Origin of the sequence: Streptomyces sp. NBC_01450, from assembly GCF_036227505.1 — a bacterium.
Taxonomy (GTDB): Bacteria; Actinomycetota; Actinomycetes; order Streptomycetales; family Streptomycetaceae; genus Streptomyces.
In genome coordinates, this window is record NZ_CP109480.1 from 2000785 (window position 1) to 2018302 (window position 17518).

15 protein-coding genes and 1 riboswitch are annotated in these 17518 nt (G+C 70.5%); of the genes, 7 read left to right on the forward strand and 8 right to left on the reverse strand.

Going from position 1 to position 17518, the window contains the following annotated elements:
• Positions 1-193 precede the first annotated feature (193 nt).
• The 4 genes from OG568_RS09220 to OG568_RS09235 all read left to right on the forward strand — a co-directional run bounded on the left by OG568_RS09220 (position 194) and on the right by OG568_RS09235 (position 5716).
• Complete coding sequence (locus OG568_RS09220; protein WP_329531063.1) at positions 194-1555, forward strand: diacylglycerol/lipid kinase family protein; 1362 nt, start codon at positions 194-196, stop codon at positions 1553-1555.
• A 115-nt stretch (positions 1556-1670) separates the two neighbouring features.
• Positions 1671-1842, forward strand: a riboswitch (cyclic di-AMP (ydaO/yuaA leader).
• A 56-nt stretch (positions 1843-1898) separates the two neighbouring features.
• Complete coding sequence (locus OG568_RS09225; RefSeq protein WP_329531064.1) at positions 1899-3488, forward strand: C40 family peptidase; 1590 nt, start codon at positions 1899-1901, stop codon at positions 3486-3488.
• A gap of 111 nt (positions 3489-3599) precedes the next feature.
• Positions 3600-4364: a crotonase/enoyl-CoA hydratase family protein gene (locus tag OG568_RS09230; RefSeq protein ID WP_329531065.1), complete on the forward strand. Its 765-nt coding sequence runs from the start codon at positions 3600-3602 to the stop codon at positions 4362-4364.
• Positions 4365-4630: 266 nt separating this feature from the next.
• Positions 4631-5716: a mechanosensitive ion channel family protein gene (locus OG568_RS09235; protein WP_266588539.1), complete on the forward strand. Its 1086-nt coding sequence runs from the start codon at positions 4631-4633 to the stop codon at positions 5714-5716.
• A gap of 40 nt (positions 5717-5756) precedes the next feature.
• Here the strand turns inward: OG568_RS09235 and OG568_RS09240 are convergent, their stop codons facing one another.
• The gene (locus tag OG568_RS09240; protein ID WP_329531066.1) at positions 5757-7316 is read right to left on the reverse strand and encodes a M1 family metallopeptidase; all 1560 of its coding nucleotides are present in this window, start codon (positions 7314-7316) and stop codon (positions 5757-5759) included.
• Positions 7317-7512: 196 nt separating this feature from the next.
• Here OG568_RS09240 and OG568_RS09245 point away from each other — a divergent pair, with 196 nt between their 5' ends.
• The 3 genes from OG568_RS09245 (at position 7513) to OG568_RS09255 (ending at position 12082) form a co-directional block, all read left to right on the forward strand.
• A complete protein-coding gene (locus OG568_RS09245) occupies positions 7513-9732 on the forward strand; it encodes an NADP-dependent isocitrate dehydrogenase (protein ID WP_329531067.1) in 2220 nt (739 codons plus the stop codon).
• 190 nt (positions 9733-9922) lie between these two features.
• Positions 9923-10984, forward strand: coding sequence for a right-handed parallel beta-helix repeat-containing protein (locus OG568_RS09250; protein WP_329531068.1), 1062 nt, complete (start codon positions 9923-9925; stop codon positions 10982-10984).
• A gap of 45 nt (positions 10985-11029) precedes the next feature.
• Positions 11030-12082, forward strand: coding sequence for a methyltransferase (locus OG568_RS09255; RefSeq protein WP_329531069.1), 1053 nt, complete (start codon positions 11030-11032; stop codon positions 12080-12082).
• Between the two features lie 95 nt (positions 12083-12177).
• On the opposite strand, the gene OG568_RS09260 is transcribed toward OG568_RS09255, so the two are convergent.
• From OG568_RS09260 to OG568_RS09290, 7 genes are all read right to left on the reverse strand, one after another.
• A complete protein-coding gene (locus OG568_RS09260; RefSeq protein ID WP_266427152.1) occupies positions 12178-12510 on the reverse strand; it encodes a TcmI family type II polyketide cyclase in 333 nt (110 codons plus the stop codon).
• 26 nt (positions 12511-12536) lie between these two features.
• Positions 12537-13013: an SRPBCC family protein gene (locus tag OG568_RS09265; protein WP_329531070.1), complete on the reverse strand. Its 477-nt coding sequence runs from the start codon at positions 13011-13013 to the stop codon at positions 12537-12539.
• 2 nt (positions 13014-13015) lie between these two features.
• A complete protein-coding gene (locus OG568_RS09270) occupies positions 13016-13276 on the reverse strand; it encodes a phosphopantetheine-binding protein (RefSeq protein ID WP_329531071.1) in 261 nt (86 codons plus the stop codon).
• Positions 13277-13302: 26 nt separating this feature from the next.
• Positions 13303-14559, reverse strand: a complete 1257-nt coding sequence (locus OG568_RS09275) for a ketosynthase chain-length factor (protein ID WP_329531072.1) — start codon at positions 14557-14559, stop codon at positions 13303-13305.
• Entirely contained in the window at positions 14556-15824 is a 1269-nt protein-coding gene (locus tag OG568_RS09280) for a beta-ketoacyl-[acyl-carrier-protein] synthase family protein (protein WP_329531073.1), read from the reverse strand. The genes OG568_RS09275 and OG568_RS09280 overlap by 4 nt, the downstream gene beginning before the upstream one ends.
• Complete coding sequence (locus tag OG568_RS09285; protein ID WP_266427165.1) at positions 15821-16303, reverse strand: cupin domain-containing protein; 483 nt, start codon at positions 16301-16303, stop codon at positions 15821-15823. Before OG568_RS09285 ends, OG568_RS09280 begins: the two co-directional genes overlap by 4 nt.
• Before the next feature lie 69 nt (positions 16304-16372).
• A complete protein-coding gene (locus OG568_RS09290) occupies positions 16373-17494 on the reverse strand; it encodes a SchA/CurD-like domain-containing protein (protein WP_266427166.1) in 1122 nt (373 codons plus the stop codon).
• Positions 17495-17518 lie beyond the last annotated feature (24 nt).

Here is a 17518-nt window from a genome sequence, read left to right on the forward strand (position 1 = left end):
GGTGGAACGTGGCGGTTGCGCGGGGTGCGACCCGGCGGTTGCATACGACTGTGTCGTCGATGCCCGACGCCGCGCACAGCGACGGCCCGTCGAATCAGGCCCCCTCCCCGGACGGTGCCGCCGTTCGCGGGCCCTCGTCACCGTGTGGCCGCCGCCACCAGGGCCGGACTTCTATGACGTCCGTGGAGGAGCGATGGGTGTGGACGCGAGCGGACAGGTCGGCCACGGGAAACGGTGGGCGGCCAGGGCCGCGCTGCTCGCGGCGGCGCTGGCGGTGCTGCTGCCGCTCGGTTACGGAGGCGTGGACGGCGTACTGCTGCTCTTTGCCGCGCTCCTCGGCGTGGCGGTCACGGCGGCGGCGCTGTGGTGGGCGCTGACCCGGCGCGGCCCGCTCCGCTGGGTGGCGGCCGTGCTGGCGGCGGTCGCGCCCTGCGCCGTGCTCACCCTGTTCGCCGTGGCCGGGCTGCTCTGGGCCGTTCCCGTGTCCCTGGCGCTGTGGGCCATGGCCGTCTGGAGCGGCCGGTACGCCCTGCGGAGCGACCGGACACGCGCCCCGCGCCCGAAGGAACGCAGGGCACCGCCACCGCGGCGCCCCTTCCTCCTCATGAACCCGCACTCCGGCGGCGGCAAGGTGGCGAAGTTCGGACTGCGGGAGAAGGCGGAGCGGCTCGGCGCGCGGGTCGTGCTCCTCGACCCCGAGAAGCACCAGGACGTCACCGCGCTGGCCCGGGCCGCCGTCGCGGACGGCGCGGACCTGCTGGGCGTCGCCGGGGGTGACGGGACCCAGGCGCTGGTCGCGGCCGTCGCCGCCGAGCACGGTCTGCCGTTCCTGGTGGTCTCCGCCGGCACCCGTAATCACTTCGCGATGGATCTCGGCCTCGACCGCGACGACCCGGCGACCTGCCTGGACGCTCTCACCGACGGCGTGGAACTCCGCGTGGACCTGGGGTTCGCCGGCGGGCATCCGTTCGTCAACAACGCCTCCTTCGGCGCGTACGCGGCGGTCGTCCAGAGCCCCGCGTACCGCGACGACAAGATCGGCACCATCCTGGACCTCCTGCCCGACCTGCTCACCCGTCAGCGCGGGCCGCGACTGACCGCCCGCGCCGCCGACACGACGCTCGAGGCCCCGCAGGCCGTACTGGTGAGCAACAACCCGTACCGCACCAACGATCCGGCGGGCCTCGGCCGCCGCGAACGGCTCGACTCCGGGCTCCTGGGCGTCCTCGGCGTCACGGTGGACAGCGCGGCCGAGGCCGCCGCGCTCGTACTGGACCCCGCGCCGGACGGGCTCGCGGTCCTGACCACCCGTGAGGTGGTCATCGACGCCGACCGCGCGGAGATCGAGGCCGGCATCGACGGTGAGGCCCTGGTTCTGCCGGTACCGGTTCACTGCCGTGTCGAACCCGGCGCCCTGCGCGTCCGCGTCCCCAAGGAGCGGCCTGGTGTGCCCGAGGCCCAACCCCCCTTGGACTGGCGCCGGTTGGGCACGCTCGCGGCGACCATGGGGCGAACGGCGGTGGTACGACATCCTGGTCGCGCCGGGGACACGTAGACGAAGGTCACAATTACATATCGGACAGTTCGAGCTGCAATCTTCACACCAGGCACACAAATTGGCTAAGTTGGCGGCAGGACGCACGACTCCCTCCGGCGAACCTCGCCGGGTCGCGCGACCTCCGCCGAATCCGGTGCCCCCGTGGCAACCGGAACCGGGGACCCAACCGACCTTGGGGTGAATCGGCCCAACCGCCCGACCGGGCAAGGGCCGTAGGGCTGGCCTTCCGGAATCTTGCGCCCGAACCCGACAGCCGACTCGGTAGGCGGAGTACGGAAGGAGTACGGCTCCCATGGCGCCGGAACGAACGCCGCGCCCTGGAGGCACCAGCCTCCCTGGCATGCCCGACTCCGCACGCGCGGCGGCCCTCGACGGCGCGGACGGTCCGAGTCGCGAAGAGGTGCAGCAGCGCATCAGCTCCCTCTACGACCAGGCCGAGAACGCCGTCGGGTTCGTCAACGGGACCCGCGCGATGACCACGGGGAGCCGAGGCCGCGGCAACCCGGCGCCGGAAACCGCGCGTAGGCGCAGCGACCCCGCCCTCGACGACATCACCAAGACCTGGTTCGACGCGGCGCGCACACGGCTGGGTCCGTCCGCGCCGGCCAGGCTGCCGGCCGACCGGATGCCGGCCCCCCCGGCCGCGCGGCCCGCGAGCCCGGCGAGGCGTCCGGAGGACGGGGTCACCAACGGTGGGCGGGAGTTGACCGCCCGCCCCGTCCTGGAGCTGACCGCCGGACCTGCCGCCGAGGCGGCCGCCGGTCCCGTGGCCGAGTTGACGGCCAGAGCCGTCGCCGCGCTGCCGCCCGCGCCACAGCCTGTGCAGCAGGCCGCCGCGGCCCTGCTGCCCGCGTTGCCCGCCGGGCCCGGGCAGTCCTCGTTGAAGACGTCCAAGGAGAAGATCCAGCGGAAACTGGCGCTGGCCCGTGAGGTGGTGTCCAAGCACGCCGCACAGTGGAACCCGGGGCCCGCGGCGATCGAGTCGCGTCCGGCCGAGGTGGCCTGGCCCGCCCCGCAGGACCAGGCCGCCGAGGAGTGGCGGCATCAGCAGCCGGCCTCACTCGGCCCGGACATGTCCATCGGCGCGGGCACACCCCTGGCCACCGACATGTCCATGGGGGCGGGCATGCCTCCCGTCCGGACGATGTCCCCCGGCGCGAACACGCCCCTGACCGCGGGCATGCCTCCCCGCCCGGACACGTCCATCGGCGCAGGCATGCCCCTCGCCGCAGGGATGCCCATGGGGGCGGAGATGCCTCCCGTCCGAGAGATGTCCCCCGGCGCAGGCGTACCCCTGACCGCGGGTATACCCATGGCCGCAAGCATGCCTCCCGGCACGGACATGCCCTTCGCCGCAGGCATGCCTCCCGGCGCAGACATGTCCATCGCCGCAGGCATGCCCCCCGGCACAGGGATGCCCCTCGGCACGGGGATGCCCTTGGCCGCGGACATGTCCCTCGGCACAGGCGTACCCCTGGGCGCGGGCATGGCCGTAAGCACCGGTGCTTCCATCGGCGCGGTCGACATGGCCGGCCCCGTCGGCATGGTCGGCGCCTCGGAGTCGGGGTATGGCGGAAAGGCCGCCAAGGCCCTCGCCTTCGCTCGCGCGCAGATCGGCAAGCCGTGTGTCTGGGGCGCGACCGGACCGGACTCGTACGACTCCTCCAGCCTCACCCAGGCCGCCTGGAGGGCCGCCGGGGTCTCGCTCCCGCGCACCGTGCACGGGCAGGCGACCGCCGGCACGGCGATTCCCCTGACCGACATCCAGTTCGGCGACCTGATCTTCTTCCACGACAACGTCAGCCACGTCGGCTTCTACACCGGCAACGGCATGATGATCCACGCCCCCAGCCCGGGTGCCTCGATACGCGAAGAGTCGATCTTCTTCGCCGGACAGAAAGCGATCCACAGCGCGCTGCGCCCGGCGTGACGCGGTGCGGGCTCCGCCACCCGCATCGCCGAAGGCCGCGACACCCCGGAGTAGCCTCGCCGTACGCCGGTCACGAGAAGGCGTACACGGTCGGGAGAAGGGGACAGCACGATGTCGGTCCGGATCGAACGTCAGGGTTACGTCACCACGGTCGTCCTCTCCCGTCCCGCCGCCCGCAACGCCGTGGACGGGCCGACCGCCACCGAACTCGCCGACGCCTTCCGGGAGTTCGAGGCGGACGAGACGGCCCGGGTGGCGGTGCTCTGGGGCGAGGGCGGCACGTTCTGCGCCGGCGCGGACCTCAAGGCGATCGGCACCGAGTACGGCAACCGGGTCGAGCGGGACGGTGACGGGCCGATGGGTCCCACCCGGCTGCGGCTGTCCAAGCCCGTCATCGCGGCGGTCGCGGGGCACGCCGTCGCGGGCGGCCTGGAACTGGCGCTCTGGTGCGATCTGCGGGTCGCCGAGGAGGACGCCGTCTTCGGCGTCTTCTGCCGCCGCTGGGGCGTCCCGCTCATCGACGGCGGCACCGTTCGGCTCCCCCGCCTCATCGGCACCGGTCGCGCGATGGACCTGATCCTCACCGGCCGCGCGGTGCCGGCGACCGAGGCGTACGAGATGGGCCTCGCCAACCGGCTGGTCCCGACCGGCCGCGCCCGTGCCGAGGCCGAGGAACTCGCCGCGGCGATCGCCGATTTCCCCCAGTCCTGCCTGCGCAGCGACCGCGCGTCGGTCCTCGACCAGGAGGGGCTGGTCGAAGAGGCGGCGATGCGCGTCGAACTCCGTTACGGCATGGACGTGTTGGCCGAGGGCATGGAGGGCGCCGCTCGCTTCGCCTCGGGAGCCGGGCGGCACGGCTCGTTCACGGCGCAGTAGGGAGCGACGGCCTGTGCGGTGTCGCGGCTCCTCGGCGCGACCGGATCGGCCTCGGCCGAGACCCTGGTGACGGGTCGACAGGTGTGCCTGAATCGTGCGGGCCCGGTAACGGACGTACCTGTGAGTACGGCAGGATGAGGCCTCACCCCGGACGACGAACACACGTCCGGGCGTGATCGTGCATTCCCGGATTCGAGCAGGTGGCAAGTGACGACACAGCACATCCGGCCCGCGGGCCTTCCCCTCCGCCGCACGGGAGGCGGCCGGTGAAACACTCCCTCACACTGGACGACCTGATGATGGCCGGGATTCCCGTGGTGGCGGGTCTGCTGGCGGCGTTCCTGCTGCGCATCCTGCTGCGCTGGCTCGGCAAGCACGCCTCGCGCACCCGGTGGAGCGGTGACGACTTCATCGTCGACGCGCTGCGCACACTCGTCCCCTGGGGCGCGATCGCCGCCGGTGTCTCGGCGGCGGGCGCGGTGCTTCCGCTGACGGCTCCGGTCGGACGCAACGTCAACAAGGTCCTGACCGTCGTCCTCATCTTCGTCGCGACGCTGACCGCGGCCCGGGTCATCACCGGCCTCGTCCGCTCGCTGGCCCAGTCCCGGTCCGGGGTGGCGGGTTCGGCCACCATCTTCGTCAACATCACCCGGGTCGTGGTGCTGGCGATGGGCTTCCTCGTCATGCTGCAGACGCTGGGCATCTCCATAGCCCCGCTGCTCACGGCCCTGGGTGTGGGCGGTCTGGCGGTGGCGCTCGCCCTGCAGGACACCCTCGCCAACCTCTTCGCGGGCGTCCACATCCTCGCCTCGAAGACGGTCCAGCCCGGCGACTACATCCGCCTCAGCAGCGGTGAGGAGGGCTACGTCGTGGACATCAACTGGCGCAACACGACGGTCCGTCAGCTCTCCAACAACCTGGTCATCATCCCCAACGCCCAGCTCGCGGGCACCAACATGACCAACTTCAACCGCCCCGAGCAGCAGATGACCCTCATCGTCCAGGTCGGTGTCGGCTACGACAGCGACCTGGACCATGTCGAGCGTGTGACCACCGAGGTCGTCACCGAGACGATGACCGGGATCACCGGCGCCGTCCCGGACCACGAGCCCGCCGTACGCTTCCACACCTTCGGCGACTCCCGCATCAGCTTCAGCGTCATCCTCGGCGTGGGCGAGTTCAGCGACCAGTACCGGATCAAGCACGAGTTCATCAAACGCCTGCACAAGCGGTACCGGGACGAGGGCATCCGGATTCCGGCGCCCACCCGGACGGTGGCGCTGCAGCCGGGCGGGGCGGAGCTGCTGGAGGCGGGCATCCCGCACCAGCGCGAGGCCACGTCGGGGAGGTAGAACCGGGCGAAGCGAGTCCGCCCGGCTCCCCTGCCGTACGTCAGAGGGTGGCGGTCGAGTCGGGGTAGTGGCCGGGCTCGCGGTTACGGGGCGTGAGAAGGCCCGGGGGCACCGGGACGACCGTCCAGTCGGGGTGGCCCGGCATACGAGGCGTCTTCGTGCCGTACAGCCAGTCCCGCAGGAAGCCGGACAGGTCCTGCCCCGAGACCTCGGAGGCGATGGCGATGTAGTCCTCGGTGCTCGCGGAGGAGCCCCGGTGGCACTCCAGGAAGGTGCGCTCGATGCGACGGAACACGTCCTCGCCGACCAGCTCGCGCAGCGCGTACAGCACCAGGACGCCACCCAGGTAGCGCTGGTTGTCGAAGAGGTTCACGGCGTTCGGCGCCGCGACCGGCCCCGAGGTCCGCCGCCACAGGTCGCCCCTGGCGTACGTGTCCTTCATCCGGGCTTCCATGCTGGTCAGGCCGAGCGAGTCGGGCCAGCCGCGCTCGAAGCGGTACAGCAACCCGTAGAAGTCGGCGTGCCCCTCGTTCAGCCACAGGTCCGCCCAGCCGGCGGGACTGACGCTGTTGCCGAACCAGGAGTGGACCAGTTCGTGCATCAGGTGCGCGCCGATCTTCTGCTCCTCCTGGAGCAGGAAGGCCGGCTTGTAGAGCGTGAGGGTCTGGGTCTCCAGGCCCGTGAAGTCGAAGGCCTTCGGATCGTCGGAGTTGCACGGCAGCAGACCGTACGTCTCGAAGGGGAACACCCCGAGCCGCCGCTCCACCCACTCGACCAGGCCGGGAGTGAGGCTGAGCGCGGGTTCGAGGGCGGCGGCCCGCGCGGTCGGGACGACGTCCCGAAGGGGCAGCCCGTGCGGCCCCCGCCGGTCCTTCACCGTGTAGTCACCGACCGTGATCTGCACCAGCTCCGTGGCCATGGGGTGCCGCGAACGGTAGGTGTACGCGGTCCGGTCGCCATCCAGGTTCTCGGCGCGGACCAGGGTGCCGTTCGCGACGCCGCGCAGACCGCGCGGGACGGTGACGCGGAAGCTGAAGGCCGCCTTGTCCGTGGGGTGGTCGTTGCAGGGGAAGACGGTGTGCGCCGAGTTCGGCTGGGCGCAGACCGCGAATCCGTCGGGGGTGACGACCCAGCCGGTGTGCGCGAGCGTGCGGCTCGGGTCGGCGGAGTACTCGATGCGGACGGTCACCCGGGCGCGCTCCGGCAGGGGGCACGCCGGGGTGACCCGCAATTTTTCGCCTATCTGTTCGAATGTGGCCGTGCGGCCGCCGACCCGCACGGAACGGATGTCCAGACCGAGCGCGTCGAGCGAGAAGCGGGAGAGGTCCTGGGTCGCGCACAGAGTCAGGGTCGCGATGGCGTCGACCAGGCGGTTCGTCGCGTCGTACGAGAAGTCGAGGTGGTACGCGGTGACGCGGTAGCCGTCGTTGCCGAGGGCCGGGAACACGGCGTCGGGCTCGGGCAGGGTCTCCGCGCCGGGGGTGCCCCCACCCCGTAAGGCCGGGGTCTGGGCGGAGGCCGCCGAGGTCCCCGCGGTGAGCACCGCGGCCGTTCCGGTCAGGGCGGCCGCGGGGGCCGTCACTCTCGTGCGATATCTCATGGTTCGCTTTCGTTCGCGAGGACGAGCTGGTCCAGGTGGGCGTTCGTCCAGCAGGAGTGCGAGAGCCCGGAAGGCGGTTGCCTGCGGCGCGCCACTTCTTGTTCACGGCGATGGCGGACAGACCCCTGTCGAGTCGGGGTCGCTCACGAGATATCTTGATGTCGAGCAATGTTGCAGACGTGGAGCGGAGCACCCGGTGACTGACTCGACCATCATTTACACGCACACTGACGAGGCCCCGGCCCTGGCGACGTATTCGTTCCTGCCGGTGGTCCAGGCATACGCCTCGCAGGCGGGTGTCACTGTGGAGACCCGTGACATCTCGCTGGCCGGGCGCATCCTCGCGCTCTTCCCCGAGTTCCTCGAGGAGGGCCAGCGCGTTCCCGACGCCCTCGCCGAGCTCGGTGACCTGGCCAAGACGCCCGAGGCCAACATCATCAAGCTGCCGAACGTCTCGGCCTCGATCCCGCAGCTGAAGGCCGCGGTCGCCGAGCTCCAGGAGCAGGGCTACGCGCTTCCGGCCTACCCGGACGACCCGAAGTCGGACGAGGAGCGCGACATCCGCGCCCGTTACGACAAGGTCAAGGGCTCCGCCGTGAACCCGGTCCTGCGCGAGGGCAACTCCGACCGCCGCGCCCCCGCGTCGGTCAAGAACTACGCCAAGACCCACCCGCACCGCATGGGCGCCTGGACCCCCGAGTCCAAGACCAACGTCGCCACCATGGGCGCCGACGACTTCCGCTCCACCGAGAAGTCCGCGGTGATCTCCGAGGCGGGCTCGCTCCGCATCGAGCTGACGGGCGACGACGGCTCCACCACCGTGCTGCGCGAGTCCGTACCCGTCCTCGCGGGCGAGGTCGTCGACGCGTCCGTCATGCACGTCGCGCCGCTGCGCGAGTTCCTCACGGCGCAGATCGCCCGGGCCAAGGCCGAGGACGTGCTGTTCTCCGTGCACCTCAAGGCCACGATGATGAAGGTCTCCGACCCGATCGTCTTCGGCCACGTCGTACGCGCCTTCTTCCCCAAGACGTTCGCGAAGTACGGCGAGACGTTCGCCACCGCCGGGCTGACCCCGAACGACGGTCTGGGCGGCATCTTCAAGGGCCTCGAGGCGCTGCCCGAGGGCGCCGAGATCAAGGCGTCCTTCGACGCCGAGCTCGCCGAGGGCCCGGCCCTCGCGATGGTCGACTCGGACAAGGGCATCACCAACCTGCACGTCCCCTCCGACGTGATCGTCGACGCCTCCATGCCGGCGATGATCCGCACCTCCGGCCACATGTGGGGCCCGGACGGCCAGGAGGCCGACACCCTCGCCGTCCTCCCGGACAGCAGCTACTCCGGCGTCTACCAGGTCGTCATCGACGACTGCCGCGCCCACGGCGCCTTCGACCCGTCCACCATGGGCTCGGTGCCGAACGTCGGTCTGATGGCGCAGAAGGCCGAGGAGTACGGCAGCCACGACAAGACCTTCGAGATCCCCACCACCGGCACGGTCCGCCTCGTCGACCAGGCCGGCAACGTGGTCCTGGAGCAGGCCGTCGGCGCGGGCGACATCTTCCGCGCCTGCCAGACCAAGGACGACCCGATCAAGGACTGGGTGAAGCTGGCCGTCACCCGCGCCCGCGCCACCGGCGACCCGGCGGTGTTCTGGCTGGACGAGACCCGCGCCCACGACGCGCAGCTGATCGAGAAGATCAACGCGTACCTGCCGGAGCACGACACCGAGGGCCTGGACATCAAGATCCTCTCCCCGGTCGAGGCGACGAAGTTCTCCCTGGAGCGCATCCGCAAGGGCCTGAACACGATCTCGGTCACCGGCAACGTCCTGCGTGACTACCTGACCGACCTGTTCCCGATCCTGGAGCTGGGCACCAGCGCCAAGATGCTCTCCGTCGTTCCGCTGATGGCGGGCGGCGGCCTCTTCGAGACGGGTGCCGGCGGCTCCGCCCCGAAGCACGTCCAGCAGCTGGTCAAGGAGAACTACCTGCGCTGGGACAGCCTCGGCGAGTTCTTCGCCCTCGCGGCGAGCTTCGAGCACCTCGCGCAGACCACGGGCAACGCGCGCGCCCAGGTGCTCGCCGACACCCTCGACCGCGCGACGGCGACCTTCCTCAACGAGGACAAGTCGCCGACCCGTCGTGTCGGCGGCATCGACAACCGCGGCAGCCACTTCTACCTGGGCCTGTACTGGGCGCAGGAGTTGGCCAAGCAGACCGACGACGCGGACCTCGCCAAGGCGTTCGCCCCGCTCGCCGAGACGCTGACCGCGCAGGAGCGGACGATCGTCGACGAGCTGCTCGCGGTCCAGGGCAAGCCCGCCGACATCGGCGGCTACTACCAGCCCGACCCGGCCAAGGCCGCGACCGTCATGCGCCCCTCGGCCACCTGGAACGAGACGCTCGCGACCCTCGCCTGACACACCGTCGGCGCCCACGCGTCGCCACCGCACCGCCCCGGCCGGGCTCTCCGGCCGGGGCGGTCGCATGTCCGCCGCCGCCTCCGACGCCTTCGACGGCTCACCCGTTCGCGCGCAGGCAGGTGACACCGGCGGTCCACCTGGGTGATCAGCGGTGGCGGGCCGGAACACCCGCTCTTAGCTTCGGCCTATGACGAAACGACAGATGGCCTACCTCGCCTGCACCGCAGCCGTCACGGCGTCGGTGCTGGGTGCCGCCCCGTCGGCCGAGCACCGGACGGTGCACTGGGTCAAACCCGGCGGGTCGATCCAGCAGGCCGTGAATTCCGCACACTCGGGGGACACCGTCCTCCTCTCCCCCGGCACGTACCACGAGAGCGTCCGCGTCACGGTGTCGAACCTGACGCTGCGCGGCTACGGTGCCCGCTCCACCGTCATCGTGCCGGGCAAGGCCTCCGGCAGCTGCGCCAAGGCAGGCAACGGGATCTGCGTCACCGGAACGGACAAGAAGCGCGTCAAGGGCGTCACCGTCAGCTCACTGACCCTCAGAGGCTTCGCCAAGCACGGCCTGTGGGCGTCGGGCACCGACCGGCTGACGGTCCAGGGAGTGGTCGCCGAGAAGAACGGCCAGTGGGGCATCGCCCAGGAGCGCTCCGTACGCGGGGTGTTCCGCTACAACCTCGCCCAGAAGAACGGCGACGCCGGACTGTTCCTGTCCAACACGGTCAGCACCGAGGAGGGCGCCCGGGACTCCCTGGGGACGGTCGTCAGTCACAACCTTCTGGCCGGTAACCGGATCGGCGTCACGGTCCGACGGCTGCGGAACCTGACCGTCGATCACAACGAGGCGACCGGCAACTGCGCCGCGGTGTTCGTCGTGGGCGACGAGAACAAGCCGCATGTCGGGGCGCTGAGCGTGGTCCGCAACTACATCCACGCCAACAACAAGTTCTGTCCCAAGACCCCCCGGCTGCCCTTCCTGCAGGGCTCCGGAATCGTCCTCACCGGCGCCGAGAAGACGCTGGTGGCGGAGAACAGGGTCGAGGACAACGTGGGCAAATCCCCGCTGTCCGGCGGCATCGTTCTGTACAAGAGCTTCGTGGGCGCCGTCAACGAGCACAACGAGATCCGCAACAACGTGGCGCAGCGCAACGGCAAGGCCGACCTCGCCAACCGCGACCGCGCCAAGGGCAAGCGCAACACCTTCCACGACAACACCTGCGCGCACTCCGAGCCCGCCGGACTGTGCTGACCCCTCCTCCCCCCACCAGCACGACCCCAGAAGCGAGGCACGACAATGACCACTGTTGATCCGGCCCCCCCGGCCACGGTCGATCCGGCTCCCCCACCGCCCATGCGGCTGCGGGAGCTCGTCTTCGGAGCGGCCTGCGCCGCCGCCGTACGCGCGGCCGCCCGCCTCGGCGTGGCGGACGCCCTGGGCGACACGCCCACGAGCGTGGAGGACCTGGCGGCGGCGGTGAAGACCCAGCCGAAGACCCTGCGCCGGCTGCTGCGCGCGCTGTCCTGCCAGGGGGTCTTCACCGAACTCCCGGACGGTACCTTCACGCACACGGAGATGTCCCGGCTGCTGCGCGAGGACGACCCGCACAGCCTCCGCTACATCGCCCTGTGGTGCACCGAGCCGTGGACGTGGAACGTCTGGCCGAAGCTCGACGAGGCGGTGCGCTCCGGCCGGAACGTCTTCGAGGACGTGTACGAGCGGGAGTTCTTCGACTACCTCAACGAAGAGGCCCCGGAGTCGGCGTACGTGTTCAACCGGGCCATGACGACGTCCAGCGAGCAGTCGGCGCGGGACGTGGCGAACCTTCTCGATCTGCGCGGTGTGTCCTCGGTCGCGGACATCGGCGGCGGTCAGGGCCAGGTCCTGGTCAGCCTGCTGGAGAAGCACCCCGCGATGCACGGCACGCTGCTCGACCTGCCGGGAGTGGTGAGGAACGCCGATCCCCGGCTGCGCGAAGGCGGTTCACTGGCCGAACGGGTGCGCGTGGTGCCCGGGGACTGCCGTGAGGACATCCCGGTCCAGGCGGACGTGTACATCATCAAGAACATCCTGGAGTGGGACGACGACAGCACCCGCAGGGCGCTGGCGAACGTCCGCAAGGCGGCGCGGCCCGGTGCCCGCGTCGTCGTCATCGAGAACCTCGTGGACGACACCCCGTCGATGCGGTTCACCACGGCCATGGACCTGCTGCTGCTCCTCAATGTCGGCGGTGCGAAGCACACCCGGCAGAGCATGGTCGACCGGCTGACCGCCGCGGGGCTCGTCATCGACGAGTTCCGTCCGGTCAACCCGTATCTGCACGCCTTCGAGTGCACGATCCCGGGCTGATCCGGCCCCTCCCGGTCCACCGGGAAAAACCCGAGGCCGCCGGCTCCGCGTCTGTCGCGGGGTCGGCGGCCTCGGGTTGTGTCCGGGCGCTCGCCTCAGGAGCCGGCGTCCCGCTCCCAGCGGTAGAAGCACTGGGCCATGGCGTCCTTGGGGCTGCGCCACGTCTTCGGGTCGTAGGCGCTGACGTACGCCGACAGCTGCTCGCTGACGCTGCGGAACTCGGGGTGCCCGACCACCTTCGCGATGGCGGGTGACGGGTCCTGGTCGGCTTCGATGAGGTGCATGTACACATCACCGAACTGGAAGAGGCTGCGGCGCTTGACGCCGATCAGGTGCGGGAGTTCACCGCGGTCGGAGGCGGCGAACACATCGGCGATCGCCGGGGCCGAGTCGGGCGCCATGCGCGCGACGATCAGGGCGTGGTGCATCGGTTGTCCTTCCTGTGCTCCGGCGGTCAGCCGGGCATCGGCGCGTTCTGACGGTCGCGGGCGACCTTCTCGATCCGGTCCCGGATGAGCTCCATCTGGACGCGGGAGTTGCGGTTGATGTTGTCCGTCATCCAGGCGTCGTCGACCGGAGCCTCGGGCTTCATCGCGAAGTCCTGCACCCAGTGCATGTGGGTGCCCTGAGGGGTCTCCTTGTACTCCCACCGGATGTTCATGTGGTCGAAGGGGCCCGTCTCGACGCGGCGGGCGCGGACGGTCCGCTTGGCACGGTCCACGGTCCGCTCCGAGACCCAGCTCCAGACCTTGCCGTTCTCGTCCGGGTGCATGGTCAGGCGGAACTTCGTCGTGTCGCCGTCCCGGGAGAGCACCTCCAGGGACGCGTACTCGCTGAAGAGCTGCGGCCAGTTCTCGATGTCGTTGGTCATGTCCCAGACGAGGTCGAGAGGGGCGTCGATGGTGATGCTGTTCTCGGTGTGTCCTGCCACTTTCAGGCTCCAGACTTGAGGGTGTTGTTGACGAGGTCGAGGAACTCACGGGGGGTTTTGCAGCGCTCGGCGTCGGGGGGCAGCGGCTGGCTGTAACGGTTCTCCAGCTCACCGACGATGCCCAGCAGGCCGAGGGAGTCGAGGCCGAGGACGCCGAACGGGGCGTCCGACGACTTCTCGAGGTCCTCGGGTTCGACGGTGATTCCGGCCGCCTTCTTCATCAGGGAGGCCAGTTCGATGAGGGTCACTTCGGTGGTGATCATGGGTCTGTTCTCCTTCCCGCCCGGTCCTATCGGGCGGAGTCGCCGCCGCGGCGCACTACCAGCGCCGCGTTGGAGCCCATCAGTCCCCTGCTGAGGACCAGGGCCGTGTGCAGCTCGGCGGGGCGAGCGCTCGACATCACCAGGTCGAGGTCGTGGCAGATGTCGAACACGTTGGGGGTGGGGGGTACCTGGCCGCTCTCCATGGCGAGCACCGCGGCCGCGGTGTCCAGCACGGGTGCCCCGCAGTAGGCCCGCCCGATGCCCGTCTTGGGTGCCGTGACGGGGACGCGGGTGCCGTGCGCCCCCAGGGCGTCGGCGATGGCCAGGGCTTCGGCGCGGTCCGCCTCCGGAACACCCAGGGCGTCGGCGAACACGACGTCGATCTCCTCCGGAGCGCAGCCGGCCTCGTCGAGGGCGCCACGGATCGCGTGGGCGAGCCCCTCTCTGGACCGCTCCCAGCGGGAGGCGCCGGTGAACGTGGCCCCGTGACCGGCCACGGTGGCCCGGACGGCCGCCCCACGCTCGCGGGCGCGGGCCTCGTCCTCGACGACGAGCATGGCGCCCCCCTCCGCGGGAGCGAAGCCGCACGCTCCCGCGGTGAAGGGCCGATAGGCGCGACCGGGTTCCTCGGCTGTGCTGATCTCGGGGTATCCGAGCTGGCACACCATCGAGTACGGGGCGAGGGGCGCCTCCGCGGATCCGACGATCACCGCGCCGGTGCCGCGTCGTACACCCCGGGCGGCGAGCGCGATGGCGTCCAGGCCACCCGCCTCGTCGCTCGCGACCACTCCACAGGGCCCCTTGAAGCCGCCGCGGATGGAGATCTGGCCGGTGCTGGCGGCGTAGAACCAGGCGATGGACTGGTACGGGCCCACGTACCGGGATCCCTGGCCCCACAGCTTCTGGAGCTCCCGCTGCCCGAACTCGCCGCCGCCGGATCCGGCGGCGGTGATCACGCCGATGTCGTACGGGTCCGCGGGGTCACCTTGGCCGAGGCCGGCGTCGTCGAGGGCGAGTACGGTCGCGGCCATCGCGAAGTGGCTGAAGCGGTCCGTCTGGACGAGGAATCGCTCCTCGATGAGGGCCGCGGCGTCGAAGGACCGGACCTCGCCCGCGATACGGAGCGGCAGGTGCTCGCATCCCTCGCGGGTGATCCGGTCCAGGACGACGAGGCCTTCCCTGACGGACTTCCAGTACGCGTCGGCGCGCAGTCCGTTGGGCGCGATCACACCGATGCCGGTGATGGCCGCACGCCGGGGACGCTGAGTGCGCTGAGTGGTCATCGGTTCCTCCCACCCGGCCCGGTCAGGAGCACCGCGGACTGGAATCCGCCGAATCCGCTGCCCACGGAGAGCACGTTGTTCAGCTTCCGCGGGCGTGCGGTGCACGGCACGTAGTCCAGGTCGCACTCGGGGTCGGGAGTTTCGTAGTTCGCCGTGGGCGGCACGACTTGGTGCTTCAGGGCGAGGACGCAGGCGACGACCTCTATCGCACCGATCGCGCCCAGGGAGTGCCCCACCATGGATTTGATGGAGCTCATGGGCGTCTTGTAGGCGTGCTCGCCCAGGGACCGCTTGACCGCGGCGGTCTCGTGCCGGTCGTTCTGCCGGGTGCCCGAGCCGTGCGCGTTGACGTAGTCGATCAGGGTGGGGTCGAGGCGGGCCTGGCCGAGCGCGGTGTCGATCGCCCGGGCCATCTCCAGCCCCTCACTGGTCAGACCGGTCATGTGGTAGGCGTTGCCGTAGGTGGCGTAGCCGCTGATCTCGCAGTAGATGTGCGCGCCGCGGGCTCGGGCGTGCTCGTACTCCTCCAGGACCAATACCGCGGCGCCCTCGCCCATGACGAATCCGTTGCGGTTGGCGTCGAAGGGCCGGGAGGCGTGCTCGGGGTCGTCGTTGTTGGGTGAGGTGGCCTTGATGGCGTCGAAGCAGGCCATGGTGATCGGGGATATCGGCGAGTCCGACGCCCCGGCTATGCAGACGTCCGCCCGGCCCTCCTCGATGGTGTGGAAGGCGTAGCCCACCGCGTCGAGTCCGGAGGTGCAGCCGGTGGAGACGGTCTGCACCGGTCCCTGGGCACCGAACTGCTCTGCGACGACCGAGGCCAGCGTGCTGGGCGCGAACGCCAGGTGCAGCTGCGGGTCGGCCGCGCGGTGGTCCACGTCCCACCGCCGGCCTCCTTCGCTGACCTGGACGTAGTCGTGTTCCAGGCGGGTGGTGCCGCCGACGGCGCTGCCCAGGGAGACCGCGACCCGCCAGGGGTCCTCCCTGCCGGTGTCGAGTCCGGAGTCGCGTACGGCTTCTCCGGCCGCGACCACGGCGAACTGGATGTACCGGTCGGCGTGTTCGCTCAGCTCCGGGTCGAGGCCGTGTGTGAGCGGGTCGAAGTCACATTCGGCGGCTATCCGGGAGCGCAGACCCGCCGGGTCGAACAGCGAGATGCCGCGGGTCGCGGTGCGGCCATTGGACAGGAGGTCCCAGAACGCCGTCGCCCCGGTGCCGCCCGGAGCGACCACACCGATACCGGTGACGGCCACCCGCCGGGTCACTTTATGGCCCCACTTCGCTCGGACGGCCGTCCGTGGTCCGGCGCGGACAAGTCCGCTCCGGCAGTGGCGAACTCGGGGCCGGGCGCGGTGTCGTCGGTCACCTCCGTGTCGACGTGGCCGAGGCTCGGACGCGGGGCGAGCGGGCCCAGGTGGAAGACCATGCGGGCTTCCGTGTCGCCGACGTTGCGGAAGCGGTGCCGCATGTTGATCGGGATCAGCAGACCCTGATCGGGCTGCAGGGCGTGCGATTCGCCGTCCAGGTCCACCTCGAGTGCGCCGTTGACGACGAACACGAACTCCTCGGAGTACGGGTGGTAGTGCTCGCCGATGCGCTCGCCGGGCTGGATGATGGCCAGGCCCATGAAGCCGCTGGTGGATCCCGCCGTGGCGGGCGTGAGCATGGCCCGGATGTCGCCTCCGCGCCTGCGGTTGGGTTCCGTCTCGCTCAGGTCCACGATGCGTGGATGCTTCTTGAACATGCTTGATACCTCCGGGTGGGGCAGTGACGTCCGGGGAGGGAGGGCCGCGGACGGAGCCGCGGCCCTCCGTCAGGAATCCGCCGAGCGGTCGGTGACGGGCATCATGTCGACGTGCGAAAGGAGGCGGTTGATGTTGCGTTCCGTCTCCAGGGAGCCCTCGACGCCGATCGCGGCACCGTCGATGAGGCGCTCCAGCTCCGCGGCCTTCTTCGCGCCCTTGACACCGAGCGCGGCGACGGGGTCCGCGTCCAGCTCGCCCGTCACGTCGATGAGACGCACCACGATGTCGTCACGCTGGAAGACCGTGCTCCGGTACACCGGGCTCTTCGGGTCCTCCGCCGCGGCCTCGTCCTGGTGGGCGAGCAACCTGGCCAGCTCCATCCCGCAGCCTGGCTTGGCCGGGTAGTAGAGCGCGTGGCGGCGCAGGTCCTCGGGTGCCTTGCTGCCGGACGCCACGTGATGCACGGACGGCAGCGCGGCCCGGGTGAAGAAGACCCGCGCCGAGTCGGGGTCCCTCAGGTCCCGGTCCTGCTCCAGGTACGGGTTGATGGCCTCCTCGACCGCCCGTACCTCGGGCTGGCGGGCGACGTGACGCAGTGCCGCCATGAGGTCGCCCTCCACCTCCACCGCACGCACGACACGGTTGCCGTGCATGAAGAGTGAGGTACGCCGCAGCCGCGTGGTGTCGTCGACCTGGGGCTGGGGGGACTCGTACCCGGCGAGGATCTCCGCGACCTTCGACTCGGAACCCGGCTTCACGGTGAAGGTAAGGGCATGGCGTGCCACACCTTCGCCCACTCGGGCCTCGACCTGCAGATCCGTCGTCGACGCCTCGTTGCCGAGCGGCTGATCCGGGGTTGTCTCCCGAAGGATGCTGTAGCGCATCGAACGGGTGTCCCGGACGCAGTTGTGCATCGGCCGGACCGTCTGGACGTGCTCCTCGCTGTTCACCCAGGCGAGGAAGGGCGGGGCGCTCTCCCATTCGCTGGTGATGAGCCACTGCGAGGGGTTCTCGATCGACTGGCAGAGTTGGTCACTGAGATGTCCGGGGACGGACGCGACCTGATTGCGCATGTGCTCGTACGCGTCGAGGAACTGCTCCTGTGCTCCCTCGAACAGGTCGAGCAGCAGGATCACCCGAAGCCTGGAGCCGTCGAACGCCGATTGCGATATACGTCCCGAAGTTGTCATCCGGCACACCTCTTCTCTTCTTCA